The organism is Roseateles saccharophilus, from assembly GCF_031458095.1.
Classification (GTDB): Bacteria; Pseudomonadota; Gammaproteobacteria; order Burkholderiales; family Burkholderiaceae_C; genus Pelomonas; species Pelomonas saccharophila_A.
In genome coordinates this window covers 165,273-188,900 of sequence record NZ_JAVDXU010000004.1, presented here as the reverse complement: position 1 = coordinate 188,900, position 23,628 = coordinate 165,273, and the positions used below count along the sequence as shown (strand labels likewise).

Sequence of the window (23,628 nt, the reverse complement as noted above, 5' to 3'; positions counted from 1 at the left end):
GCCTTGTTTCTGCGCGAGTTAAGACGACGGCTCTCCCATGGCTTGCGCACGGCGCTGGGCCTGGCGATGGCCTTCGCGCTGCTCGCAGCCCAGGCGGCGCCGGCCCACAAGCGCTGGTCCAGCCTGGCCGACATCAGCTTCCAGCACCTGACCCAGGAGCAGGGCCTGCCCAATGCCATCGCCACGGCCGTGGCCGAGGATGGCCAGGGCTTTCTGTGGGTCGGCACCCTCGGAGGGCTGGCGCGCTGGGACGGCTACCGCTTCAAGGTCTACAAGGGCGATGCCCAGCGTCCCGGTGCCCTGCCGGACAACTATGTGCAATCCCTGCATGGCGATGCCAAGGGGCGGCTCTGGGTGGGCACCAGCGCGGCCGGCCTGCTCAGGCATGACCCGGCGACGGACCGCTTCGTCGCCATTCCGGTCGGCGGTGGTGCGGGCCTGAGCCATGTCAGCGTGCGCCAGATCGCTGATGACGGCGCCGGCGGCCTCTGGGTCGTCACCGACGGCGGCCTGGATCATCTGGACCCCGACAGCGGACGCATCGAGCACGCCAGCGCCGCCGGCGCCTGGGCCGAAGGCGTCGGCACCCGGGTCTGGGCCGTGCTGCGCGACCGCCGCGGCCGGCTGTGGGTTGGCGGTGTGGCCGGCCTGTTCCGCCGTCCGGCCGCCGGTGAACCGCTGCAGGCCGTGCCGTTGGCGCCGGGCCGCGTCGTGCAGCCCCAGGCCCTGGCCCAGGACAGCGCCGGGCGCATCTGGGCCGGCAGCCTGCACGAGGGGGTCTTCGTGCTCGGCGATGAGGGCGACGCGCCGGCCGTCGATGTGCGCGAGGCGGGCGTCATCGGCAAGCCGGATGTGCTGGGCAACAGCCAGATCACCAGCCTGCTCGAGGTGCAGCCCGGCGAGATGTGGGTCGCGACCCTGGGCCAGGGCGTGGTGTCCATCGATGTCGAGCATGGCGACAGCCGGCGCATCCGCCATGTGTCGGCCTGGCCGGTCAGCCTGGCGGACAACGCGCTGCGCACCCTGTATCGCGACCGCTCCGGCCTGGTCTGGGCCGCGTCCAACCGCGGCCTGAGCCGCTATGACCCGCGCCAGGGCGGCGTGCTGACGCGACTGGGCATCAGCCCCGAGAACGAGGACGCGCTGGACGCGCGCTTCATCAGCGCCGAGATCAGCTGGATCCTGCCCATGCCCGAGGGCCGGCTCTGGCTGGCCACGCACAAGAGCGGCGTCGACATCCTCGACGCCACCGGCACGCGAGCCGGCGCGCTGCGGCCCGATGCGAGCCGCCCGGAGACGGCGCTGCCGCCGGACATCGTGCTCGGCATGGTGCGCGTGGCGGACGGCGGTGTCTTCATCGCCACCAAGCGCGGCCTGTACCGCTGCGACGCCGACGGCCGCCGCCTGCGCCGCGTGACGCTGGCGGGCCGCGACCCGGCCGCGTCCACCTGGGCCCTGCTGGCCGATGGCGGCACGCTGTGGATAGGCGGCCAGTTCGACGGCCTGTGGCGGCTGGACCTGGCCAGCGGCCGCGCCGCGCCCGTCGCTCCGGCGGCGCCGGGCCTGACCGACCAGCGCATCATGGTGCTGGCCCGCGGCGCGGCCGGCGAGCTCTGGGTCGGCACCCGCAACGGCCTCAACCGCGTCGACCCCATCAGCGGCAGCGTCGAGCAATACCCCGCCGGTCCGACGCTGGCGCACGGCCTGTCGGCCGGCTTTGTCACGGCGCTGATGCTGGACGGCGAGGGCCGGCTCTGGGTGGGCAGCTATGGCGGCGGCATCGACGTGCTGCCGGCGCCGGGCCGCGGCGATGCCCTGCTGCGCCTGGGCGTGGCCCAGGGTCTGCCCGACGGCACCGTCAATGCGCTGCTGCAGGATGGCGATGGCCGCGTCTGGGCCAGCACGGACGACGGCCTGGCCCGCATCGACCCCGGCCGCCTGACGGTGAAGGCCCTGCGCCGCGCCGAGGGCGTCATCTTCCCGACTTATTGGACCGGCGCAGCGGCGCGCACCGAGCGCGGCGAGCTGCTGTTCGGCGGCGCGGGCGGCATGACCGTGGTGCTGCCCGAGAAGCTGCAGTCCTGGAACTACAAGCCCGAGGTGCTGGTGGCCGATGTGCAGATCGGCGGTCGCTCGGTGGGCCTGGCGCCGGGAGCCGGCGCCTTGCTCGACGTGCCGGCCGACGGCAACAGCCTCACGGTGGAGTTCGCCTCTACCGATTTCTCGGCGCCCGAGCGCAACCGCTACGCCTACAAGCTCGAAGGCTATGACGCCGAATGGATGGCGGCCGATGCGGCGCGCCGCCTGGCGGCCTACACCAATCTGCCGCCGGGCGACTACCGGCTGCGCCTGCGGGCCTCCAACCGCGACGGGCAATGGAGCGAGCGCGAGCTGTCCCTGCCGGTGACCGTGAGGCCGAACTGGTACGAGACCTGGTGGTTCCGCGTCGCGCTCGGTTTGCTGCTGGGCCTGTTGGTGCTGGCGACGGTGGCGGCGCGCACGCGGCTGCTGCGCCACCGCCAGCTCGAGCTCGAGCACAAGGTGCGCGAGCGCACGGCCGCGCTGCGGCATCTGCACGAGGAGCTGAAGGAGAAGTCCGAGCAACTGCAGCGCAGCAGCGTCACCGACCCGCTGACCGGCCTGCACAACCGCCGCTTCCTCAGCGAGCACATCGAGCAGGACCTGGCGGCCAGCCTGCGTCGCGCCCAGGAGGTCAGGGCCGCGGGCGGCCAGCCTCTGGACACCGACACCGTCTTCCTTCTGCTGGACATCGACGCCTTCAAGCGCATCAACGACCGCTTCGGCCATGCCTCGGGCGACGCCGTCCTGGTGCAGTTCGGCGCGCGGTTGCGGGCCGTGATGCGCGAGTCCGACTATCTCGTGCGCTGGGGCGGCGAGGAGTTCCTGGCCGTGGCGCGCGACACCGACCGCGCCCAGGCGGCGGAGATGGCCGAGCGCATGCGCGCAGCCATCGCCGACAAGCCCTTCCGCCTGGAAGACGGCGCCGAGCTGGACGTGAGCTGCTCCATCGGCTTTGCCTGCGTGCCCTTTGAGCTGGAGAAGCCCCAGGGGCGCAGCTGGCAGCAGGTCGTCAACCTGGCCGACCTGGGCCTGTACGCGGCCAAGCGCTCGGGCCGCAATGCCTGGGTGGGCGTGCACACGGCGACGGGCCGGGCGGCGCTGGGCCAGCGCGTCGTGGGCGGCTTCGGCCTCAGCAGCAACCGCAACCTGGACGATGTGGCCGCGGCCCTGGCCGAGCCGGGCACGGTCGAGGGCTAGGCCCGCGCTGGCCGCTGCGCGCTCTTGGGCCTGAAGGCCTTGCAGACCTCGTCGCGGGTCTCGAGGTAGGGGCCGCCGATCAGGTCGATGCAATAGGGCACGGCGGCGAAGATGCCGCTGGCCTTCTCATGGCCGGCCAGGGTCTCGGCAATCGCCTTGGGCTGGCCCGGCAAATTGATGATCAGCGCCTTGCTGCGGATGACGGCGACCTGGCGCGACAGGATGGCCGTGGGCACGAAATGCAACGAGATCTGGCGCATCTGCTCGCCAAAGCCCGGCATGACGCGGTCGGCCACGGCCAGCGTCGCCTCGGGCGTCACGTCGCGCGGTGCGGGGCCGGTGCCGCCGGTGGTCAGCACCAGGTCGCAGTGCTCGGTGTCGACGAGATCGATCAGCGCCTGCGAGATGCCGGCCTGCTCGTCCGGGATCAGGCGGGGCACGAACTCGATCGCGTTGTGCAGGGCGCTGGTGAGCCAATCCTTCAGCGCGGGCAGGCCCTTGTCCTCGTAGACGCCGGTCGAGGCGCGGTCGCTGATGGAGACGATGCCTATCCGGATGGTTTCAGGAACGGAGTCACTCATCTTCGGCCGCGGCCTCCGAGGCCTTGATGAACTGGAACAGCTCGCGGAAAGCGCGACCGCTGCGTTTTTCGGGTTCGTTGGCAGCATCCTTGCGGGCCGCGCGCACCAGGCTGCGCAGCTGCTGGATGTCGACCTCGGCATGCTCGGCCAGGAATTCCTGCAGCGCCTCGTCGCTGGCCAGCAGGCGCTCGCGCCAGCGTTCGGACTGGTGCAGCTTCAGGCTGTCCTGCGCGTGGCCGAGCTTGAAGGCGGCCACCGCCTCGCGGATGGGCTCGGCGTCGATCTTGCGCATCAGCTTGCCGATGTATTGCATCTGGCGGCGCTTGCCCTCGAAGTTGGTGATCTTCTTGGCGTGGCGCAGCGCGTCGTAGAGGATCTCGGGCAGGGCCAGCGGCTCCCAGCGGCTCTCGGGCAGGGCGAGCAGTTCTTCGCCGAGCTTCTGCAGCGCGGTCATGTCGCGCTTGAGCTGGGACTTGCTGGGACGGTCGAAGTCGTCGTCGTCTTCGAAATCAGGGGTGTTTTCTTGCATTGGGGGCCATGTTCAGGCGAGTCCTATGATTGTCGCCCACTCGAATTCAGCGCCTTTCATGTCCCAAGCCCAAGCCGGTTTCGCCTACAGCCCCGAACAATTCCAGCAGTGGATCGAAGACGCCCTCGCCGAGGCGAAGAAGCTGGGCGCCAGCGATGCCGGCGCCGAGGTGTCGGAAGGCTGCGGCCTGTCGGTGTCGGCCCGACTGGGCAAGCTGGAGAACGTCGAGCGCAACCGCGACAAGTCGCTGGGCATCTCGGTCTACCTCGGCCAGCGCCGCGGCAATGCCAGCACCTCCGACTTCTCGCCCCAGGCCATCCGCGACACGGTGCGCGCGGCTTATGACATCGCCCGCTTCACGGCCGAGGACGAATTCGCCGGCCTGCCGGACGAAGTCGACCTGGCGCTGGACGCCTCGGCGCGGCCCGAGCTGGACCTCTTCCACCCCTGGGCCATCGATGCCGCCGCAGCATCAGAAATCGCGCTGCGCTGCGAGGCCGCGGCCCTGGGTGTGGACAAGCGCATCACCAACAGCGAAGGCGCGGCCGTGTCGGCCCAGCAGTCCCACTTCTGGATGGGCAATACGCGCGGCTTTCGCGGCGGCTATGCCAGCTCGCGGCATTCGCTGTCGGTGGCGCCGATTGCCGGCCGCGGCAACGACATGCAGCGCGACGCCTGGTACAGCTCCATGCGCGACGCCGCCGACCTGGCTTCGGCCGAGGCCGTCGGCCGCTATGCCTCAGAGCGCGCGCTGTCGCGGCTGAAGGCGCGCAAGGTCGCGACGGCCGAGGTGCCGGTGCTGTTCGAAAGCACGGTGGCCATCGGCCTGCTGGGCGCCCTGGTGCAGGCCACCAGCGGCGGCGCCCTCTACCGCCGCACCACCTTCCTGCTGGACAGCCTGGGCAAGCCAGTCACGGCGGCGCATGTCGACATCGCCGAGGATCCGCATGTGAAGAAGGGCAAGGGCAGCTCGCCGTTTGATGACGAAGGCGTCATCACGCGCGCCCGCTCCGTCGTCGAGAACGGCGTGCTGCAAGGTTATTTCCTGTCCAGCTATTCGGCACGCAAGCTGGGCATGAAGACGACCGGCCATGCCGGCGGCTCGCACAACCTGCGCATGACCAGCCGTGCCACCGCGCCCGGCGACGACCTGCCGACCATGATCCGCCGCCTGGGGCGCGGCCTGCTCGTCACCGAGCTGATGGGGCAGGGCGTCAACTACGTGACCGGCGACTATTCGCGCGGCGCCAGCGGCTACTGGGTCGAAAACGGCGAAATCGCCTATCCGGTGCATGAGGTGACCATTGCCGGCAACCTCAAGGACATGCTGCTCAACATCGTCGGCATCGGCGCCGACGAATACACCATGGGCACCAAGACCATTGGTTCGGTGCTGGTCACCGGCATGAAGCTGGCGGGCAATTGAGGCCCCTCGCCCAGCCTGGCCTGCTGAACGCGGCCACGCTGGTCGGTCTTGCAGACCGCGCTGCGGCAGGAGCCGCAGCCCTTCGGCAGGCACATGCCGCCCACTGGGCGCCATGTGTCCGGCCTCAGCCCCCGAGGGGACGGCGATGCTTGCGGCATCGAGCCGCAAGCACATCGCCTGACGGGCCGGCTTGGGAGCGGCCCGGCGCTCGGCCCGAACGCTAACTCACGAGCGCCGGGGTAAATCCGGGCCGGAGGGTGGTGTGGTCTTCCTAGAATCGCCCGGCAATTTTCTCTTCGCAAACCCGAAATCAGGAGACTTCAATGACCATGGAACGTCGTTCCTTTGTGCGCCATGCCGGCCTGGCTGGTGTGCTGGCCGCAGGTGCTGCCCCCGCCGTCGTGCATGCCCAGGCTCAGGTGCGCTGGCGCCTCGCATCGAGCTTCCCGAAGTCGCTGGACACCATCTTCGGCGCGGCCGACGTGTTCGCGAAGAAGGTCTCCGAGATGACCGGCGGCAAGTTCCAGATCTCCGTGCATGCCGGTGGCGAGATCGTGCCGGCCCTGCAGGTGGTCGACGCGGTGCAGAGCGCCACCGTCGAGATCGCACACACGGCACCGTACTACTTCTTCGGCAAGGACGAGACTTTCGCCCTGGGCTGCGCCATCCCCTTCGGCCTGAACAGCCGCCAGATGACGGCCTGGATGGTGGAAGGCAACGGCCTGAAGCTGATGCGCGAGTTCTATCGCAACTACAACATCATCAACTTCCTCGGTGGCAACACCGGCGCCCAGATGGGTGGCTGGTACCGCAAGGAGATCAAGAGCATCGCCGACATGAAGGGCCTGAAGATCCGCATCGGCGGCTTTGCGGGCCGGGTCATGGAGCGCATGGGCGCCGTGCCGCAGCAGATCGCCGGCGGCGAGATCTACTCGGCGCTGGAGAAGGGCACCATTGACGCTGCTGAGTGGGTCGGCCCCTATGACGACCAGAAGCTGGGCTTCAACAAGGTCGCGCCCAACTACTACTACCCCGGCTGGTGGGAGGGCGGCCCGCAGCTGGACTTCTTCATCAATACCAAGGCCTATGACGCGCTGTCGGCCGAGTACAAGGCCGTCGTCGAGGCCGCCTCGGCCATGGCCCATATCGACATGCAGGCCAAGTACGACGCCAAGAACCCTGGCGCGCTGAAGCAGCTGGTGGGCTCGGGCACCAAGCTGTTCCGCTTCCCCAAGGATGTCATGGATGCCGCCTTCAAGGAGTCCATGGCCATCTACGGCGAGCTGTCGGCCAAGAACGCCAACTGGAAGAAGGTCTACGAGGACTACGCCAACTTCCGCCGCGACCAGAACCTGTGGTTCCGTTTCTCGGAAGCCGGCTTCGACGACTTCATGCAGGCGCAGAAACTCTGACCGGGCCGAGCGAGGTCCCTGCGGACCTCGCGACGCCTGTCAGAGGACTGGCCGCATGCAGGCGGGCAGGCATGTAAGCCTGGCTCGCGCAGCGCAACAAAGCCCCGCGTCGCGGGGCTTTTTTCATGGGCGCTCGCGGCGCTTACTTCTTGGCCGCTTCCTCCAGCGCGCGGCGCACCGCGTCGCCGTCGTCCGTGGGCGCGCTGGCGCTTGATGCCGGCAGCTCGGGCGCGAACAGCTTGCTCGCGTCGTCCGAGCTCATGTCGGCCGGCTTGTCGTGGCCGCCCATCTGCTGCAGCAGCTCCGAGGCCTGGTTCAGGTCCACCGCCTTTTCCTTGTCGAGGAAGGCCGTCACCGTCTGCGGGAAGAAGATGACGATGGCGACCAGGATGAGCTGCATCAGCACCCAGGGGATGGAGCCCAGGTAGATGTCGTTGGACTCGACCTTCTTCGGAATGGAGCCGTTCTTGAACAGCGTGTCGGAGATGCCACGCAGGTAGAACAGGGCGAAGCCGAAGGGCGGGTGCATGAAGCTGGTCTGCATGTTCACGCACAGCATGACGCCGAACCAGACCAGATCGATGCCCATCTTGTCGGCCACCGGGCCCAGCAGCGGCAGGATGATGAAGGCGATCTCGAAGAAGTCGAGGAAGAAGGCCAGGAAGAAGATGAATAGATTGACGACGATGAGGAAGCCGATCTGGCCGCCCGGCAGGTCGCTCAGCATGTGCTCGATCCAGCGCCCGCCCTCGACACCCTGGAAGACCAGCGAGAAGGTGCGCGAGCCGATCAGGATGAAGACCACCATGGCGGTGATGCGCATGGTGTTCAGCATGGTCTCCTTGATCAGCGGCCAGCTCAGGCGGCGGTGCATGGCGGCCAGCACGAAGGCGCCCACGGCACCCATGGCACCGGCTTCGGTCGGCGTGCAGATGGCGGTGTTGATGCCGGGCAGGCCGCCCATGGAGCCCAGCACGGCAAAGATCAGCACGGCCGAGGGGACGATGCCGCGCAGGCATTTGGCCCATAGCGCCCAGCCCTGCAGCGTGCGCGCTTCCTTCGGGACCCCAGGCACGTGGTGGGGCTTCACGCGGCTCAGCACGAAGGTGTAGAGGGCGAAGATCAGCACCTGCAGGATGGATGGCCCCCAGGCGCCCTTGTACATGTCGCCGACCGAGCGGCCGAGCTGGTCCGCCAGGACGACCAGCACCAGCGAGGGCGGCACCAGCTGCGTGATGGTGCCCGATGCGGCCAGCACGCCGGTCGCGTAGCGCATGTTGTAGCCGTAGCGCATCATGACCGGCAGCGAGATCATGGCCATGGCGATGACCTGGCCGGCCACGGTGCCCGTGATGGCGCCGAGGATGAAGCCGACGATGATGACCGAGTAGCCCAGGCCGCCGCGCACCGGGCCGAAGAGCTGGCCCATGGAGTCGAGCATGTCTTCAGCGAGGCCGCATTTCTCCAGCAGCGAGCCCATCAGCGTGAAGAAGGGGATGGCCAGCAGCAGGTCGTTGGACAGGATGCCGAAGACGTTCTGCGGCAGGGCGCTCATGAACTCCGGCGGGAACCAGCCCTGGCTCACGGCGAAGAAGCCGCAGGCCAGACCGAGGGCCGCCAGCGAGAAGGCGACGGGGAAGCCGATCAACATGACGAGGATCAGCCCCGCGAACATCAGCGGCGGGAAATGCTCCATCGAGATCATTGCAGCGGCCTCTCGTAATGCGTGTCCATCTCGAACTTGTGCGCCAGCCAGGCCGCGCGCTTGATGATCTCGGCCAAGCCCTGCAGCGCGACCAGGGCAAAGCCCAGCGGCAGCGTCAGCGCGGCCGGCCAGCGGATCAGACCGCCCGAATTGCTGGACAGCTCACCCGAGGTCAACAGCTTGGTGGCGTAGCTCACCAGCCCGAGGCTGGCGACGGAGTCCCCTGGCGCCATGCCGGTGCTGAGCTTGACCATGAAGAAGCCCCAGGACAGCCAGGCCAGATAGCAGATGACCGGCATCAGGAAGACCACCAGGCCGAACAGGTCGACATAGACCTTGCCATGGCCTGTGAGGCGGCTGTAGACCAGGTCCACGCGCACATGCTCGTTCAGGCGCAGCACCTGGGCCGCGCCCAGCATCACGCAGGCGGCGAACAGATACCACTGGATCTCGAGGAAGGAATTGGAGCTGTAGTCCAGCCCGTAACGGACGATGGCATTGGCGGCGCTGATGAAGCAGGACAGCAGCACGGCCCAGGCGGCAAGCTTGCCGAAGCGGTCGTTGAGGCTGTCGATGCGCCGCGCCAGGGAGAGCAGGGCGTTCATGGGCTGGCAGGAGAAAAGCAAAAACGGTCGCCAATGTAGCGACCGCCTGAGGGGCGACGGCTTCGTTCAGCCGTCGTTCAGGGTAAGCCCCGACGCTTTAGCCCAGTTGCTGGGCCTGAAGGAACAGCCGCGTCGAGCGCGCGCCCGAACGGCAGAACAGCAGCAGCGGCCGCGGCAGCTCGGCCAGCAGATCGGCGAAGGCCGCGATCTCCTCGGGCGACTGGTAGCCACCGGCCACCGGCAGATGGCGGTATTCCAGGCCAGCCGCCTCGGCGGCCGCCTGGATGGCGGCCGAAGTCGGCTGGTCGGGACCATGTTCGAAGTCGGGGCGGTTGTTGACGACGCTCTTGAAGCCCATGGCCGCGGCCTCGGCCATGGCTTCGGGCGTCAGCTGGGGCGCGGCACAGATGTCGGGCGCGATGGCTTGCATGGGCAGGCTCATGGGGGCTCCTTATTTGGCCAGCGCGGCCTTGACCGCTGCGGAGACCGTGCTCATCTCGGCCGAATTGCCGAGGGCGGCCTTGGCGGCGGCCATGACCTTGCCCATGTCGCCGGGGCCGCTGGCGCCCAGTTCGGCGACGATGGCCTTGACCTTCTCGGCCACGGCCTCGGCCGACAGGCGCTCGGGCAGATAGACCTGCAGCACGGCCAGCTCGGCGGTTTCCTTGGCGACGAGGTCGTCGCGGCCGGCGGCGGCGAACTGGCTGATGGAGTCCTTGCGCTGCTTGATCAGCTTGTCGACGATGGCCACGAGGGCGGCGTCGTCGACGACGATGCGCTCGTCCACTTCCTTCTGCTTGACGGCAGCCAGCAGGCCACGGATGGTCAGCAGACGATCGCTTTCCTTGGCGCGCATCGCGGCCTTCATGTCTTCGGTGATGCGGTCTTTCAGGCTCATGGGGACATCCGGTTCAAAAAGACAAAAACCCGCAACAGCGTCCTGTAGCGGGTTTTGGAGTTCACCGGAGCGGCTTCAAGCACAGGCTCCGGGTCGCGTCAGAGACGATCAGTACAGCTTCTTGGGCAGCTGCATGCTGCGCACGCGCTTGTAGTGGCGCTTGACGGCGGCAGCCTTCTTGCGCTTGCGCTCGGCGGTGGGCTTCTCGTAGAACTCGCGGGCGCGGAGTTCGGTCAGCAGGCCCAGCTTTTCGATGGTGCGCTTGAAGCGACGCAGGGCGACGTCGAACGGCTCGTTTTCCTTGACGCGGATGGTGGTCATGTATTTCCTTCAGATTGCGCTCGGTGTTCGCAGCTAAGTTTCAGCAGCAGGTTCCGGATTACTGCGTCACTTGTGTGAGTCCAATGACATGCAGCGAATCGACGCGCGGGTTTGCCAGCAAAGCCGAGGATTGTAGCCGGGAAATCAAGGACTTGCCAAGATTTGCTCAGACGGCTGCAGAAGAGTCCGCCATGGCGCGAGCGCAGGCCGCTGCGCTGGCCCAGGCCCACTGGAAGTTGTAGCCCCCCAGCCAGCCCGTCACATCGACCACTTCACCGATGAAATACAGGCCCGGCACGCGCTTGCTCTCCAGCGTCTGGGAGCTGAGATCGCGGGTGGAGACGCCGCCGCGCATGACCTCGGCCTTGCGCCAGCCCTCGTCGCCACTGGGCATCAGCTGCCACTCGTGCACGCTGCGGCCCAGGCGCTGCAGGTCGGCGTCGCGGCATTCGGGCATGGCTCTGGTGGCGTCCAGCCCGGCGCGCTCCAGCCAGGCGGCGGCCAGGCGCTGGGGCAGGCGGGCGGCGAACTCGTTGCCCAGCTGGCGACGTGACACCGCCTTGGCCTCGACGAGTTCCTTGTCCAGTTGCAGATCCGGCGCCAGATCGAGCTGCAGGGCCTGGTCCTCGGCGCGGTAGCTGGAAATCTGCAGGATGGCCGGGCCGCTCAAGCCGCGGTGGGTGAACAGCAGGTCCTCCAGGAAGCGCGTGCGCGTCTTGCCGCTGCCGACGCTGACCTCCACGGGCAGAGACAGGCCCGCCAGGGCGGCGAAGGGCGCCCAGGCGTCCGGGTCGAAGGTCAACGGCACCAGGGCCGGGCGGGGGTCGACGATGGCGTGCTCGAAACGCTTGGCCAGGCGCAGCCCCCAGTCACTGGCGCCGATCTTGGGCACGGGCAGCCCGCCCGTTGCAACGACGACACGGGGCGAGCTGACGGGGCCCTGGCTGGTGTCCAGTTCGAAGCCGCCATCCGGCAGCGGCCGCACGTCGGCCACCGTGCAAGGCTGCCAGCGCGTCACACCGCCGGCCTCGCATTCCTTGACCAGCATCTGGATGATCTGCTCACTGGAGTCGTCGCAAAACAACTGGCCCTTGTGCTTTTCATGGAAGGCGATGCCGTGGCTTTGCACCAGCTTGATGAAGTCCTGCGGCGTATAGCGGGCCAGGGCCGAGCGGCAGAAGGCCGGGTTCTCGGACAGGAAATTGGCCGGGCCAGCCTCACGATTCGTGAAATTGCACCGCCCCCCGCCCGAGATACGAATTTTTTCGCCCAGCTTGGGCGAGTGGTCGATCAGCAGCACCTTGAGCCCGCGTTGGCCGCCCAAGCCCGCGCAGAACAGGCCTGCCGCCCCCGCGCCCACCACCACCGCATCGAATCCCCGCATAGACCTCCCTTGAATCGGGCGGCATTGTCGTGGGTGAGTGCATTGAAACTCGTTAGGATTCAGCTCAGTTAGCAGACGGACCTTCTAGGGGGGAGGCCCGATTCATGGGGTGGCGTGGCCTTGCTGGCGCTGCTTTTGCCCCACTACAGTCCCCCGAACACCCTTGGCATCCGTGGTTTTCCCGCCGCGGATGCACGATCGCATCAAAACGATTTCATGGACATGACCGCCGACCAGACCGCGATGCAGCCGCCCGCCGGCAGCTTGGCGCATTGGCTGGCGAGTCATGCCGAGCTGGGCAGCGAGACCCTGGTCGGCCTGGTGTCGCTGATCGAGCCCTTGGGCAGCCAGGCGGCGATCAAGGCCATGTCCACCGGCCGCTATGTGTTCGCGAGCGCGGGCCTGGCGCAGATGTTCGAGCGCGAGGCCGTCGTCGGCCACACCGACGCCGAACTGCTCAAGCCCGACGAAACGACGGCCCTGCGCCGCGTCGAGCAGACGGTCATGGCCCAGCGCCATCCGGTGGTCAGCGAGCACAAGCTCGAAATCAACAACCGCCGCCGCGAGTTCAGCGTGACCCGGCTGGCCCTGAGTGCGGACTTCCTGCTGTCGGTCTGGCATGAGCGCACCGAGGAGCGCCATCGCGAGGCTCATCTACAGCGGGCCCTGGCCCAGATCGAGCAGCAGCAGTCTTCCATCGAACAGATCCGCCGCGAGTTGCAGCAGGGCTCCGGCCGCGACGAGGTCTCGGGCCTGTACATGCGCGCCCAGTTCGACGACCAACTGCTGCGCGAGATCGACCTGTCCTCGCGCGAGCATCGCGAATTCGCCCTCGTCATCATCGCCCTGGATGCCTCGTCGGCCGTTGCCAGCCTGGGCGACGACGCCCAGCAGCGCCTGCTCGAAGGCATAGGCCGCATGCTGCGCGCCAACACGCGCGCCATGGACTCGGCCTGCCGCATCGGGCCGCAGCGTTTTGCGGTGCTGCTGTCCGGCGTCGGCCTGGCGACGGCCCATGCCCGCATGGAGCAGCTGCGCCGGCAATGCGCGGCCCAGATCGTCGTGCTGAACGGCCAGGACCTGGGCCTGTCCATCTCCATGGGCGTGTCCAGCTTCCCGCACACGGCCTCGCGCCAGGATGAGCTGATGGCCGCCAGCGAGGCTGCCGTGCACGAAGCCCAGCGCCGCGGCGGCAACCAGGTCGTGCTGGCGTCCATCGCCTTCGGCTAAAGGCCGGAGATTCCCTTCCAGAGCATGTAGGCAGCGAGCGCGAAGAGCAGCGCCGCGAAAGCCTTCTTCAGCTGGGCCACATTCATCGCATGGGCCGCCCGGGCGCCCAGCGGTGCCATGGTCACGCTGGCCGCGGCAATCAGGGCCAGGGCCGGCAGATAGAGGTAGCCGAAGCTGCCGGGCAGCGCCGGCTCCAGCCCCCAGCCGCCGATGACATAGCCCGCCGTGTTCGCCACCGCGATGGGAAAGCCCAGCGCGGCGCTGGTGGCGACGGCGAAATGCACCGGCACATTGCACCAGACCATGAAGGGCACACTGACAAAGCCGCCACCCGCGCCCACCAGGCCGGACAACATGCCGATCCCGGCGCCCGCGCCAAGCTGGCCGGCCGTGCCTGGCATTTGCCGGCTGGGCGCCGGGCGCTTGTTGCGCAGCATCTGCCAGCCCGAGAAGCTGACAAAGCCGCCGAAGACCAGGGCCAGCCAGGCGCCCTTCAGCAGAGCGAACAGGCCGGCGCCGGCCAGCAGGCCGCCGATCAGGATGCCGGGCGCCAGGCCCTTGACGAGATCCCAACGCACCGCGCCGCGCTGGTGATGGGCGCGCACGCTGGACAGCGAGGTGAACATGATGGTGGCCATCGACGTCGCGATCGCCATCTTGACGGCCAGGCCGGGCTCGACGCCGCGCTGGCCGAGGATGAAGGTGAGGATGGGCACCATCAGCATGCCGCCGCCGATGCCGAGCAGGCCCGCAAGAAAGCCGGCTGCAAGCCCAAGGGCCAGCAGCTCGATGACGAGGCCGGCCGTCATTTCGCGTGCAGACGCTTCAGCACCGCTTGCCACTCGGCCGGCGTGACCGGCGTGATGGACAGCCGGCTGCCACGCTCCAGCACGCGCATCGACGCGAGCTCCGGCGCCTCGCGCATCTCTTTGAGGCTCAACAGCCGCGTCGTCTCGCGCCAGCGCACATCCACATGCACCCAGCGTGGCGCCTCGGGCTTGGACTTGGGGTCGTAGTAATGGCTCTCGGGATCGAACTGCGTCGCATCCGGATAGGCCGCGCTGCAGACCTCGGCAAGGCCCGCGATGCCGGGTTCCGGGCAGGACGAGTGATAGAACAGCACGCCGTCGCCTAACCGCATATCGTCGCGCATGAAGTTGCGCGCCTGGTAGTTGCGCACGCCCGTCCAGGGCAGGGTGCCGGAGCGCTGCAGGTCGAGGATGGAGGCCTCGTCGGGCTCGGACTTCATCAGCCAGTAGTTCATGGGCCGATGCTAAATGAGGTGTCCACCGCAATCCTGGGGGCCGAGATCCTGAACACCCAGGGGTAATCAGGTGGGCGAGGTCAACCGGACTTCGGGTTCATCTGACGCGAGACGATCACGCCCGTCCGGCATTTTCCAAGCCCTTGCTCATAGAGCATCGGATGAAGGAAATAAAGCCCCAGAGGAAAGCGATGGACGGAGTGATTCTAAAACCTGTGGCATCCCCCGCATTGCGGGAGGGAGGTAAAGACGGAATGCCTTCAGGGCTTGGCTAGGATGCGCGCCAACAACAGGGGAGGCGGCAGGGCCGCAGGGAGTGCTGATGGATCAGGCGGATTTCGTGCACATGGTGCGCATGAGCGAGCAGGCCAGCGCCCACGACAGCCGCGCCTATCGCCGGGGCGTCGCCATGTTTGCGGCGCTCGGCTATCTATGGGTGCTCGGATGCCTGTCCTTGGCCTTGGCACTGGTGGCCTGGCTGGTGCCGCAACTCATCCACGGACGCGTGCGCATCGGGCTGCTCTGGGGCCTGGTGGCCGCTCTGGGCCTGTTGTGGGCCAGCCTGCGCGCGCTCTGGGTGCGCTTTGATGCGCCCGAGGGTTTGGCCATCACGGCGCGCGAGGCGCCGGCACTGTTCGATGCGCTGGAGCGCATTCGCAAGAAGATCCACGGCCCGCCCATCCATACCGTCTATCTGGACGGTGAATTCAACGCGAGCATCCGCCAGACGCCGCGCTGGGGCCTGCTGGGCGGCGCGGTCAACACGCTGACCCTCGGCTTGCCGCTGCTGATGGCCCTCGACAAGCCGCGGCTGCTGGCGGTGCTCACGCATGAATACGGCCATCTGCGCGGCGACCATGGGCGTTTTGCGGCCTGGATCTATCGCACGCGCCTGTCGTGGCTGCGCCTGCACGACAGCATGCGCAACGACGAGAGCGTGGCAGCAGCGGCCACGCAGGCCTTTCTGAACTGGTACTTCCCGCGCTTCGCCGCCAAGACCTTCGCGCTGGCCCGCCAGGACGAGTACGAGGCTGACCGCATCGCCGGCCGCTTGTTGGGGCCAGAGGTGGCGTCGGCCGCTCTGATCGAGATCGAGATCAAGAGCGCCTGGCTGCAGCAGGACTTCTGGGCCGGCCACTGGCGCCACGCGGCCACGCAGGCGCTGCCCGTCGGGCCTTTCCAGGCCATGCAGGCCCAGCTGGGCCTGGCGCCCGAGCCCGGTTTCGCGCGCGAAGCCCTGCGCCACGCGCTTGCGCGCCTCAGCGACGTGGCGGACACCCACCCGAGCCTGCGCGACCGCGTTGCGACTCTTGGCGGCCAGGCCGTGCTGCCGGACTGGTCACGGCGTGGCGCTGTGTCTCTGCTGGGTGAAGGCGGGCCGCGCTGGATCGAGCATTTCGACAATCAATGGTGCCGCGACAACGCGGCCGCCTGGAAGCAGCATCACGCCTGGCTGGCCCGCGTGCGCGACCGGGTGCAGGCACTCGCCGCCTCTCGGGCCACCAGCAATGCCAACGAACTGGTGGAGGAGGCTTCGCTGCGCCGCCAGCTCGACCCGCGTGCCGAGGTGCGGTCGCTGTACGAGCTGGCCCTGCAGCGCAGCAGCGAACATGCAGCCGCCTTGCAGGGCCTGGCGCGGACGCTGGCCGAAGAAGACCGGGCCACTCGCCTGCAGGTCTTGCAGCGCCTCTGGGATGCGGGCCGCGATCGTCGCTGGTGGGCGGCGTGCGCGGCCGTACAGGAACTGGAGACGTCACGCCCGGGCCAGGCTCACGATGCCGTGGCCCTCAAGCTCTGGCGCGAGCGCATCAAGCAGGCCGAGGAAGCTGAGGAGCGCGCCTGGGAGGATCTGCGCCAGGAGCCCTATTTCAGCCAGGTGACGCGCCACGATCTGTCTGCTTGCGAGCTCGGCGAGGTGCAGGCCGAACTGGCCCGCTGCCAGCCAGTGGTGCGAGCCTGGCTGGTCAGCAAGACGCTGCGCGAGTTTCCCAACCGCCGCGCCTATCTCGTGTTCGTCGAACTGCCCGGCATGGCGGACGAGGATCGCTTCGAGCTGTGTCGCTGGCTGGAGCGCAACCTGAGCCTGCCTGGGGCGGTGCTGGTGCTTTGGGCGGGCGAATCGCCCACACTCGAGGAGATCCGTCGCGGCGCCTTCGAGGCTGTCTACCCAGCCCAGGGCGCCTAGAGCAGTTGCCCGTCGTGGCCGAGGGCCTCGTCCAGGCGCTTGATGAGGGCATCCACGTCGGGCGAGGCGCTGCTTGCTGCAGCGGTTGTGTCCCGCGGAACTTCGGCGAGCTGATAGGCCAGGTTCAGCGCGGCCAGCACGGCGATGCGCTCGCGGGCCTTGACCTTGCCAGCATCGCGGATGGCGCTCATCTCGCGGTCCACCTGAGCGACGGCCGAGGCCAATGCGGTCTCGCCGCCTTCGGGGCAACCGAGCAGATAGCTCTGGCCCATGATGGTCACTTCCATCTGTTTCATGCGTCTTCCTTGGGCGTCTCGACGGGCAGGCGCTCCAGCAGCGCGTCCACGCGGGCGCGGGCGGCGTTCAGGCGCGAGCGCAGGCTGTCGCGCTCCTGGGTGAGGGCCGCCACCTGCTCGAGCAGCAGGGTGTTGGTGCGGGTGAGCTCGTCGTGGCGCAGCAGCAGGCGTTCGACGCGTTCGGTGAGATCGCTCAGTTGGGCCATGGCGTGTGAGGGTTCAGGCTGCGGCGGATTTTAGGTTCCGGCCGTAGTCGCATTCGTTGATGACGGCGCAGACATTGCAAAGCGGCTTGCGTGCCTGGCAGACATAGCGGCCGTGCAGGATCAGCCAGTGGTGGGCGTCGACGAGGTAGTCCGTCGGCACGCGGTTCAACAGGCCCAGCTCGACGGCCAGCGGCGTCTTGCCGGGCGCCAGGCCGGTGCGGTTGCTGACGCGGAAGATATGGGTGTCGACTGCCATCGTCGGCTCGCCAAAGGCCACATTGAGCACGACATTGGCCGTCTTGCGGCCGACGCCGGGTAGGGCTTCCAGCGCCTCGCGCGAGCGCGGCACCTCGCCGCCGTGCAGGTCGATGAGCATCTGGCAGGTCTGCAGCAGATGCTTGGCCTTGCTGCGGTACAGGCCGATGGTCTTGATGTAGCTCTCCAGACCCTCGACACCCAGCGCGAGGATCTGGGCCGGCGTGTTGGCGACGGCGAACAGCCGCCTGGTGGCCTTGTTGACGCCGACGTCGGTGGCCTGGGCCGACAGCAGCACGGCGGTCAGCAACTCGAAGACACTGGAGAACTCCAGCTCGGTCTGCGGCGCCGGGTTGGCGGCCTTCAGCGTGGCGAAGAAGCGTTCGATCTGCGCGGCGTTCATGCCGGCATTGTCAGGTCCGTTTGGCCCTGGCCCGGGCGAGTGCCGCTTCGATCACGGCGCGCTTGCGATCGAGCTGCACGGGATCGGTGATCGCAGAGGCGGCCGGCAAGTCGGCCAGCTTGGCTTCAGCCTTGGCAGTGAGGCGCACCTCGTTCTCCTCGGCCTCGCGATGGCGGCGGAACTGGCGGAAGCTGTAGCGCTCGCGGGCCTCGTCGGCTTGTGGCTGGCTCCAGGCCGCCCAGCCGGTCGTCGTGGTGACCTCGGGCATGGAGATGCAGTCGACCGGGCAGGCCGGCACGCAGAGCTCGCAGCCCGTGCACTGGGAAGCGACGACGACATGCATGGCCTTCGGGGCCCCGACGATGCAGTCCGCCGGGCAGGCCTTGATGCACAGGGTGCAGCCAATGCACCAGGCTTCGTCGATGACGGCCACCCCGCGCGTCGCCTCGATGCCGTTGGCGGGATTCAGCGCCAGGGCCGGGCGGCCGGTGATTTCCGAAAGCCTGACCACGCCCTCGGCACCGCCGGGCGGGCATTGGTTGATCTCGGCCTCACCCGCGGCGATGGCGTCGGCATAGCGGCGGCAGTCCGGGTAGCCGCAGCGGGTGCATTGGGTCTGCGGCAGTGCGGCGTCGATGAGCTCCGCGAGGCTCACGCTTTGCGGGTGCTGCGCGTACGCTTGGCTGCCGGCTTGGCCGTGGCCTTGACCGGTGTGGCCTTGGCGGTCTTCTTCAGCGGCGCGGCCTCGTACTTGGCGATGAAGTCGCGCACCTCGGGGTAGACGTTGTCGCGCCAGCGGCGGCCCGAGAAGATGCCGTAGTGGCCGGCGCCGATGGCGTCGTAGTGGTACTGGTGCTGCTTGGGCACGCCCGAGCAGAGGTCGTGGGCGGCCTTGGTCTGGCCGGCGCCGGAGATGTCGTCCAGTTCGCCTTCGACGGTCAGCAGGGCCGTCGTCGTGATGTCCTGGGGGCGCACGAAGGCGCCATCGACCTGCCAGGTGCCATTGACCAGGGCGAAGTCCTGGAAGACCGTCTTGATGGTGTCCAGGTAGTACTCGGCCGGCATGTCGAGCACGGCGTTGTATTCGTCATAGAAGCGGCGATGCGCTTCGGCGCCTTCGTCGTCGCCGCGCACCAGGTCCAGGAAGTAGTCGTAGTGCGAAGACAGATGGCGGTCCGGGTTCATCGCGACGAAGCCGGTGTGCTGCAGGAAGCCCGGGTAGACCTCGCGGCCGGCGCCAGGGAAATTGGTCGGCACGCGGTAGATGACGTTGTTCTCGAACCAGCTGAAGCTGCGGTTCATGGCCAGGTTGTTGACGGCCGTCGGGCTCTTGCGGGCGTCGATGGGGCCGCCCATCATGGTCATGCTGCGCGGCGTCGGCTCGCCGCGGCTGGCCATCAGCGAGATGGCGGCCAGCACCGGCACGGTGGGCTGGCAGACCGAAATCACATGGCTGTCGGCGCCGCCGACATGGCGGATGAACTCCTGCACGTAGGCGATGTAGTCGTCCAGGTGGAAGGGGCCGACGTCCAGCGGCACCATGCGGGCGTCGGTCCAGTCGGTGATATAGACCTTGTGCGACTTCAGCAGCTGCTTGACGGTCTCGCGCAGCAGGGTGGCATGGTGGCCGGAAAGCGGTGCGACGACGAGGACGGTGGGCTGGTCCTTCATCTTGGCCAGCACCTTCAGGTCGTCGGTGTAGCGCTTGAAGCGCAGCAGGCGGCAGAAGGGCTTCTCCAGGGCGACCAGTTCCTGCACGGCCACATCGGTGCCATCGACATCGACGGACTTGATGTCGAACTCGGGCTTTTCGTAGTCCTTGGCCAGGCGGTGCATCAGGTCCAGGCCGGCCGACAGGCGCTGGGCCATGGGCGTGTGCGCAAAGGGCGACAGCGGGTGGCTGTAGAGCTTGGCCGACGCGGCTGCGAACTCAGAGAAGGGGCTGAGCAGGGCGCGCTGGGTTTCGAAGAACTGATACAGCATGGCAAACCTTGAACTAGGGGCCTGGGAATGGCCCGATGGTGCCAGAAAACGCTTTCGCCTTTGTGCGCTGCAACATCGGATTGGCGGTCAAACCGCCAATCCTGCGCACTTCAACGGTGCGCTCGGGCTGGATTTCAGCCCTTGATGACGGCCGCCATCGCGGCCGCCACCGTGGGCAGATTGCCCTCGTTCAGGGCGGCGACGCAAATGCGGCCGGAGTCGACGCCATAGACACCGAATTCATTGCGCAGGCGCTGCATCTGGGCGGCGCTGAGGCCCGAGTAGCTGAACATGCCGAGCTGTTCGGTGACGAAGGACAGGTCCTGGGTCACGCCTGCGGCCTTCAGGGCGGCGACCAGGGCCGAGCGCATGGCCTTGATGCGCACGCGCATGCCGGCCAGCTCTTCCTCCCACAGCGCGCGCAACTTGTCGTCGGACAGCACCTGGGCGACGACCTGGGCGCCATGCGTCGGCGGGTTGGAGTAGTTGGTGCGGATCATGATCTTGAGCTGCGACAGCACGCGCACGGCTTCCTCGTCGCTGCTGCAAACCACGCTCAGGGCGCCGCAGCGCTCGCCGTACAGCGAGAAGCTCTTGGAGAAGCTGGTGGACACGAAGAAGCCCACGCCGGCCGCCATGAACTGGCGCACGGCCTCGCCGTCTTCCTTGAGGCCGAAGCCGAAGCCCTGGTAGGCCATGTCCAGGAAGGGCGTCAGGCCCTTGGCCTTGACCGCAGCGACGACCTGGGCCCACTGGGCGGCCGTGATGTCATAGCCGGTGGGGTTGTGGCAGCAGGCGTGCAGCACCACGACGGTGCCGGCCGGGGCGGCGTTCAGCGCGGCCAGCATGGCGTCGAAGTTGATGCCCTTGCTGGCGGCGTCGTAGTAGGGGTAGGTCTCGACCGTGAAGCCGGCCTGGGTGAACAGGGCGCGGTGGTTCTCCCAGCTCGGGTCGGAGATCAGCACCTTGGAGGCGGGGTTGAGCTGCTTCAGGAAGTCGGCGCCGATCTTCAGCGCGCCGGTGCCACCCAGGGCCTGCACGGTGGCGACATGCTTCAGCTCGCTGCCGAAGACCAGCTTCTGCACGGCCTTGTCATAGGCGGCGATGCCGTCGATGGGCAGGTAGCCGCGCGGCTTCGGCGCCGCGGCCATGGCGGCTTCGGCCTCGCGGACGCATTTCAGCAGGGGCAGCTTGCCGTTTTCGTCGTAATAGACGCCGACGCCGAGGTTGACCTTGCCCGGACGGGTGTCGGCGTTGAACTGCTCGTTCAGGCCGAGGATGGGGTCACGGGGGGCAAGGGCGACATCAGCGAACAAAGACATGACGGAGTTTCCTGAAAGGACGTTGGCAGGAGGGGAGGCTTGAAAGATCAGGGTCTGCGCTAACCTGACTGGTTCTGCAGTGCAGCAATGCAGCGCCGCAATTTTGCCCGTGAACCCAGGGAATTCCCCATGCAAGAAGCCTTGAACGCCATGCCCGGCCCCGAAAGTGACTCGGAGGAACGCAAGGGCGAATTCGTCAGCTTCGAAGGCTCGCCGTTCCAGCTGTTCCAGCCTTTCCCTCCGGCGGGGGATCAGCCGACGGCCATCGCCCAGTTGGTGGAGGGCATCAACGACGGCTTGAGCTACCAGACCCTGCTGGGCGTGACGGGCTCGGGCAAGACCTTCACGATGGCCAATGTGATCGCCCGCCTGGGGCGGCCGGCCATCGTCTTCGCCCCCAACAAGACGCTGGCCGCCCAGCTCTACAGCGAGTTCAAGGATTTCTTCCCCAAGAACGCCGTCGAGTACTTCGTCAGCTATTACGACTACTACCAGCCCGAGGCCTATGTGCCGCAGCGCGACCTCTTCATCGAGAAGGATAGCGCCATCAACGAGCACATCGAGCAGATGCGGCTGTCCTGCACCAAGAGCCTGCTGGAGCGGCGCGACGTCGTCATCGTGGCGTCCGTGTCGGCCATCTACGGCATCGGCTCCCCGGCGGACTATCACCAGATGGTGATGACGCTGCGGGTGGGCGACAAGATGGGCCAGCGCGACGTCATCGCCCATCTGATCCGCATGCAGTACACGCGCAACGAGATGGAATTCCAGCGCGGCCATTTCCGCGTGCGCGGCGACACCATCGACGTCTTCCCGGCCGAGCATTCGGAACTGGCCATCCGCATCGAGCTCTTCGACGACGAGATCGAGGCCCTGTCGCTGTTCGACCCGCTGACCGGCCAGGTGCGCCAGAAGATCCCGCGCTTCACCGTCTACCCGAGCAGCCATTACGTGACGCCACGCGAGCGCGTGCTGGCCGCCACCGACGCCATCAAGCAGGAGTTGCGCGAGCGCGTCGACTTCTTCGTCAAGGAAGGCAAGCTGGTCGAGGCCCAGCGCGTCGAGCAGCGCACGCGCTTCGACCTGGAGATGCTGCAGGAGGTGGGCCACTGCAAGGGCATCGAGAACTACACCCGGCATCTGTCCGGCGCCGAGCCGGGCGATCCGCCGCCCACGCTGGTGGACTACCTGCCCAAGGACGCCCTGATGTTCCTGGACGAGAGCCATGTGCTGATCGGCCAGTTCGGCGGCATGTACAACGGCGACCGGGCGCGCAAGACGACGCTGGTCGAGTATGGTTTTCGCCTGCCGTCGGCGCTGGACAACCGGCCGCTGAAGTTCGCCGAGTTCGAACGCAAGATGCGCCAGGCCGTGTTCGTGTCCGCCACCCCGGCCCAGTACGAACAGGACAACGCCGGCCAGGTGGTCGAGCAGGTGGTGCGGCCGACCGGCCTCGTCGACCCCCTCGTCGAGGTGAGGCCGGCCACCCAGCAGGTGGACGATGTGCTGCAGGAGATCCGCCTGCGCGTCGAAGTCAACGAGCGCGTGCTGATCACGACGTTGACCAAGCGCATGGCCGAGCAGCTGACCGACTACCTCAGCGACAACGGCGTCAAGGTGCGCTATCTGCACTCCGACGTCGACACGGTGGAGCGGGTCGAGATCCTGCGCGACCTGCGCCTGGGCGCCTTCGATGTTTTGGTGGGCATCAACCTGCTGCGCGAAGGCCTGGACATCCCCGAGGTGTCTCTCGTGGCCATCCTGGACGCCGACAAGGAAGGCTTCCTGCGCGCCGAGCGCAGCCTGATCCAGACCATAGGCCGGGCGGCGCGCAACCTGAACGGCAAGGCCATCCTCTACGCGGACCGCATCACCGAGTCCATGCGCAAGGCCATCGGCGAGACCGAGAGGCGGCGCGCCAAGCAGATCGCCTTCAACGAGGCCAATGGCATCACGCCGCGCAGCGTGCAAAAGCGCATCAAGGACCTCATCGACGGCGTCTACTCCGAAGAATCCGGCCGCGACGACGCGAAATTGTTGGCCGCCGCCAAGGTCGAGGACTTGTCGGAGAAGGATCTGGCCAAACGTATTGCCCAGCTCGAAAAGCAGATGCTGGAGCATGCGCGCAACCTGGAGTTCGAACAGGCGGCCCGCCTGCGCGACCAGCTGGCCCAGTTGCGCGAGCAGGCCTTCGGCGCCCGGGTGCACGACAACATCGTGCCGCTGGACAGCGCCCGCAAGGCCGGCTCGCCACGCTGACCTGCTGCGTCGCAACAAAAAACCCGCTGAAACCTAGGGCTACCCAGTAACCCTGAGCTGTGGCCGATTAGTCGAGTAAAATCAT

Annotated in this window: 22 protein-coding genes; 6 read left to right on the top strand and 16 right to left on the bottom strand. The window is 67.6% G+C overall.

Going from position 1 to position 23,628, the window contains the following annotated elements; all coding sequences use genetic code 11:
• The first annotated feature begins 42 nt into the window (after positions 1-42).
• Positions 43-3,279: a two-component regulator propeller domain-containing protein gene (locus J2X20_RS23585; RefSeq protein WP_310270499.1), complete on the top strand. Its 3,237-nt coding sequence runs from the start codon at positions 43-45 to the stop codon at positions 3,277-3,279.
• Here the strand turns inward: J2X20_RS23585 and mog are convergent.
• Complete coding sequence (gene mog, locus J2X20_RS23580) at positions 3,276-3,860, bottom strand: molybdopterin adenylyltransferase (RefSeq protein WP_310270497.1); 585 nt, start codon at positions 3,858-3,860, stop codon at positions 3,276-3,278. The two genes, J2X20_RS23585 and mog, sit on opposite strands and share 4 nt — an antisense overlap.
• The gene (gene yjgA / locus J2X20_RS23575) at positions 3,853-4,389 is read right to left on the bottom strand and encodes a ribosome biogenesis factor YjgA (RefSeq protein WP_310270493.1); all 537 of its coding nucleotides are present in this window, start codon (positions 4,387-4,389) and stop codon (positions 3,853-3,855) included. Before yjgA ends, mog begins: the two co-directional genes overlap by 8 nt.
• Before the next feature lie 58 nt (positions 4,390-4,447).
• On the opposite strand from yjgA, the gene pmbA reads away from it, so the two are divergent.
• Both pmbA and J2X20_RS23565 read left to right on the top strand, forming a co-directional pair.
• The gene (gene pmbA, locus J2X20_RS23570) at positions 4,448-5,815 is read left to right on the top strand and encodes a metalloprotease PmbA (protein ID WP_310270490.1); all 1,368 of its coding nucleotides are present in this window, start codon (positions 4,448-4,450) and stop codon (positions 5,813-5,815) included.
• Between the two features lie 329 nt (positions 5,816-6,144).
• Positions 6,145-7,227 carry a TRAP transporter substrate-binding protein gene (locus J2X20_RS23565; protein WP_310271503.1) on the top strand — a complete coding sequence of 361 codons (1,083 nt, stop codon included), beginning with the start codon at positions 6,145-6,147 and terminating at the stop codon, positions 7,225-7,227.
• A 142-nt stretch (positions 7,228-7,369) separates the two neighbouring features.
• On the opposite strand, the gene J2X20_RS23560 is transcribed toward J2X20_RS23565, so the two are convergent.
• From J2X20_RS23560 to J2X20_RS23535, 6 genes are all read right to left on the bottom strand, one after another.
• Entirely contained in the window at positions 7,370-8,929 is a 1,560-nt protein-coding gene (locus J2X20_RS23560; RefSeq protein WP_310271501.1) for a TRAP transporter large permease, read from the bottom strand.
• Positions 8,929-9,537 carry a TRAP transporter small permease subunit gene (locus J2X20_RS23555; protein WP_310270486.1) on the bottom strand — a complete coding sequence of 203 codons (609 nt, stop codon included), beginning with the start codon at positions 9,535-9,537 and terminating at the stop codon, positions 8,929-8,931. Before J2X20_RS23555 ends, J2X20_RS23560 begins: the two co-directional genes overlap by 1 nt.
• Before the next feature lie 97 nt (positions 9,538-9,634).
• A complete protein-coding gene (locus J2X20_RS23550) occupies positions 9,635-9,979 on the bottom strand; it encodes a protein tyrosine phosphatase family protein (protein ID WP_025563960.1) in 345 nt (114 codons plus the stop codon).
• Between the two features lie 9 nt (positions 9,980-9,988).
• Positions 9,989-10,435: a GatB/YqeY domain-containing protein gene (locus tag J2X20_RS23545; protein ID WP_310270479.1), complete on the bottom strand. Its 447-nt coding sequence runs from the start codon at positions 10,433-10,435 to the stop codon at positions 9,989-9,991.
• Between the two features lie 108 nt (positions 10,436-10,543).
• Positions 10,544-10,756, bottom strand: a complete 213-nt coding sequence (gene rpsU, locus J2X20_RS23540; RefSeq protein WP_012346814.1) for a 30S ribosomal protein S21 — start codon at positions 10,754-10,756, stop codon at positions 10,544-10,546.
• A 166-nt stretch (positions 10,757-10,922) separates the two neighbouring features.
• Entirely contained in the window at positions 10,923-12,140 is a 1,218-nt protein-coding gene (locus J2X20_RS23535) for a BaiN/RdsA family NAD(P)/FAD-dependent oxidoreductase (protein WP_310270422.1), read from the bottom strand.
• A 216-nt stretch (positions 12,141-12,356) separates the two neighbouring features.
• Between J2X20_RS23535 and J2X20_RS23530 the strand changes: the two genes are divergently transcribed.
• Positions 12,357-13,370, top strand: a complete 1,014-nt coding sequence (locus J2X20_RS23530; protein ID WP_310270420.1) for a GGDEF domain-containing protein — start codon at positions 12,357-12,359, stop codon at positions 13,368-13,370.
• Here the strand turns inward: J2X20_RS23530 and J2X20_RS23525 are convergent.
• Both J2X20_RS23525 and J2X20_RS23520 read right to left on the bottom strand, forming a co-directional pair.
• On the bottom strand, positions 13,367-14,179 hold the full coding sequence (locus tag J2X20_RS23525; protein WP_310270417.1) for a sulfite exporter TauE/SafE family protein: 813 nt from the start codon (positions 14,177-14,179) through the stop codon (positions 13,367-13,369). The genes J2X20_RS23530 and J2X20_RS23525 overlap by 4 nt on opposite strands.
• On the bottom strand, positions 14,176-14,634 hold the full coding sequence (locus J2X20_RS23520; RefSeq protein ID WP_310270414.1) for an EVE domain-containing protein: 459 nt from the start codon (positions 14,632-14,634) through the stop codon (positions 14,176-14,178). The genes J2X20_RS23525 and J2X20_RS23520 overlap by 4 nt, the downstream gene beginning before the upstream one ends.
• Positions 14,635-14,956: 322 nt before the next feature.
• Between J2X20_RS23520 and J2X20_RS23515 the strand changes: the two genes are divergently transcribed.
• Complete coding sequence (locus tag J2X20_RS23515) at positions 14,957-16,819, top strand: M48 family metalloprotease (protein ID WP_310270410.1); 1,863 nt, start codon at positions 14,957-14,959, stop codon at positions 16,817-16,819.
• Here J2X20_RS23515 and J2X20_RS23510 read toward each other — a convergent pair.
• The 6 genes from J2X20_RS23510 to J2X20_RS23485 form a co-directional block, all read right to left on the bottom strand.
• A complete protein-coding gene (locus J2X20_RS23510; protein ID WP_310270406.1) occupies positions 16,816-17,115 on the bottom strand; it encodes a cell division protein ZapA in 300 nt (99 codons plus the stop codon). The genes J2X20_RS23515 and J2X20_RS23510 overlap by 4 nt on opposite strands.
• Positions 17,112-17,321, bottom strand: a complete 210-nt coding sequence (locus J2X20_RS23505; RefSeq protein ID WP_025563979.1) for a hypothetical protein — start codon at positions 17,319-17,321, stop codon at positions 17,112-17,114. The genes J2X20_RS23510 and J2X20_RS23505 overlap by 4 nt, the downstream gene beginning before the upstream one ends.
• A gap of 13 nt (positions 17,322-17,334) precedes the next feature.
• Positions 17,335-17,979: an endonuclease III gene (gene nth / locus J2X20_RS23500; RefSeq protein WP_310270399.1), complete on the bottom strand. Its 645-nt coding sequence runs from the start codon at positions 17,977-17,979 to the stop codon at positions 17,335-17,337.
• Between the two features lie 10 nt (positions 17,980-17,989).
• Complete coding sequence (rsxB, locus tag J2X20_RS23495; RefSeq protein ID WP_310270396.1) at positions 17,990-18,634, bottom strand: electron transport complex subunit RsxB; 645 nt, start codon at positions 18,632-18,634, stop codon at positions 17,990-17,992.
• Positions 18,631-19,962, bottom strand: coding sequence for a polyhydroxyalkanoate depolymerase (locus J2X20_RS23490; RefSeq protein WP_310270394.1), 1,332 nt, complete (start codon positions 19,960-19,962; stop codon positions 18,631-18,633). Before J2X20_RS23490 ends, rsxB begins: the two co-directional genes overlap by 4 nt.
• Before the next feature lie 134 nt (positions 19,963-20,096).
• The gene (locus tag J2X20_RS23485) at positions 20,097-21,284 is read right to left on the bottom strand and encodes an amino acid aminotransferase (protein ID WP_310270391.1); all 1,188 of its coding nucleotides are present in this window, start codon (positions 21,282-21,284) and stop codon (positions 20,097-20,099) included.
• A gap of 129 nt (positions 21,285-21,413) precedes the next feature.
• Between J2X20_RS23485 and uvrB the strand changes: the two genes are divergently transcribed.
• A complete protein-coding gene (uvrB, locus tag J2X20_RS23480) occupies positions 21,414-23,543 on the top strand; it encodes an excinuclease ABC subunit UvrB (RefSeq protein ID WP_310270389.1) in 2,130 nt (709 codons plus the stop codon).
• The last annotated feature ends 85 nt before the right edge of the window (positions 23,544-23,628 follow it).

What these genes read in the sequence shown, in the direction of transcription:
- J2X20_RS23505 (WP_025563979.1), bottom strand. Translation starts at nt 17,321, where the DNA reads ATGGCCCAACTGAGCGATCTCACCGAACGCGTCGAACGCCTGCTGCTG.
- J2X20_RS23485 (WP_310270391.1), bottom strand. Translation starts at nt 21,284, where the DNA reads ATGTCTTTGTTCGCTGATGTCGCCCTTGCCCCCCGTGACCCCATCCTC.
- J2X20_RS23490 (WP_310270394.1), bottom strand. Translation starts at nt 19,962, where the DNA reads ATGCTGTATCAGTTCTTCGAAACCCAGCGCGCCCTGCTCAGCCCCTTC.
- J2X20_RS23525 (WP_310270417.1), bottom strand. Translation starts at nt 14,179, where the DNA reads ATGACGGCCGGCCTCGTCATCGAGCTGCTGGCCCTTGGGCTTGCAGCC.
- pmbA (WP_310270490.1), top strand. Translation starts at nt 4,448, where the DNA reads ATGTCCCAAGCCCAAGCCGGTTTCGCCTACAGCCCCGAACAATTCCAG.
- yjgA (WP_310270493.1), bottom strand. Translation starts at nt 4,389, where the DNA reads ATGCAAGAAAACACCCCTGATTTCGAAGACGACGACGACTTCGACCGT.
- rpsU (WP_012346814.1), bottom strand. Translation starts at nt 10,756, where the DNA reads ATGACCACCATCCGCGTCAAGGAAAACGAGCCGTTCGACGTCGCCCTG.
- J2X20_RS23530 (WP_310270420.1), top strand. Translation starts at nt 12,357, where the DNA reads ATGGACATGACCGCCGACCAGACCGCGATGCAGCCGCCCGCCGGCAGC.
- J2X20_RS23550 (WP_025563960.1), bottom strand. Translation starts at nt 9,979, where the DNA reads ATGAGCCTGCCCATGCAAGCCATCGCGCCCGACATCTGTGCCGCGCCC.
- J2X20_RS23565 (WP_310271503.1), top strand. Translation starts at nt 6,145, where the DNA reads ATGGAACGTCGTTCCTTTGTGCGCCATGCCGGCCTGGCTGGTGTGCTG.
- J2X20_RS23510 (WP_310270406.1), bottom strand. Translation starts at nt 17,115, where the DNA reads ATGAAACAGATGGAAGTGACCATCATGGGCCAGAGCTATCTGCTCGGT.
- J2X20_RS23535 (WP_310270422.1), bottom strand. Translation starts at nt 12,140, where the DNA reads ATGCGGGGATTCGATGCGGTGGTGGTGGGCGCGGGGGCGGCAGGCCTG.
- mog (WP_310270497.1), bottom strand. Translation starts at nt 3,860, where the DNA reads ATGAGTGACTCCGTTCCTGAAACCATCCGGATAGGCATCGTCTCCATC.
- nth (WP_310270399.1), bottom strand. Translation starts at nt 17,979, where the DNA reads ATGAACGCCGCGCAGATCGAACGCTTCTTCGCCACGCTGAAGGCCGCC.
- uvrB (WP_310270389.1), top strand. Translation starts at nt 21,414, where the DNA reads ATGCAAGAAGCCTTGAACGCCATGCCCGGCCCCGAAAGTGACTCGGAG.
- J2X20_RS23545 (WP_310270479.1), bottom strand. Translation starts at nt 10,435, where the DNA reads ATGAGCCTGAAAGACCGCATCACCGAAGACATGAAGGCCGCGATGCGC.
- J2X20_RS23555 (WP_310270486.1), bottom strand. Translation starts at nt 9,537, where the DNA reads ATGAACGCCCTGCTCTCCCTGGCGCGGCGCATCGACAGCCTCAACGAC.
- J2X20_RS23515 (WP_310270410.1), top strand. Translation starts at nt 14,957, where the DNA reads ATGGATCAGGCGGATTTCGTGCACATGGTGCGCATGAGCGAGCAGGCC.
- J2X20_RS23520 (WP_310270414.1), bottom strand. Translation starts at nt 14,634, where the DNA reads ATGAACTACTGGCTGATGAAGTCCGAGCCCGACGAGGCCTCCATCCTC.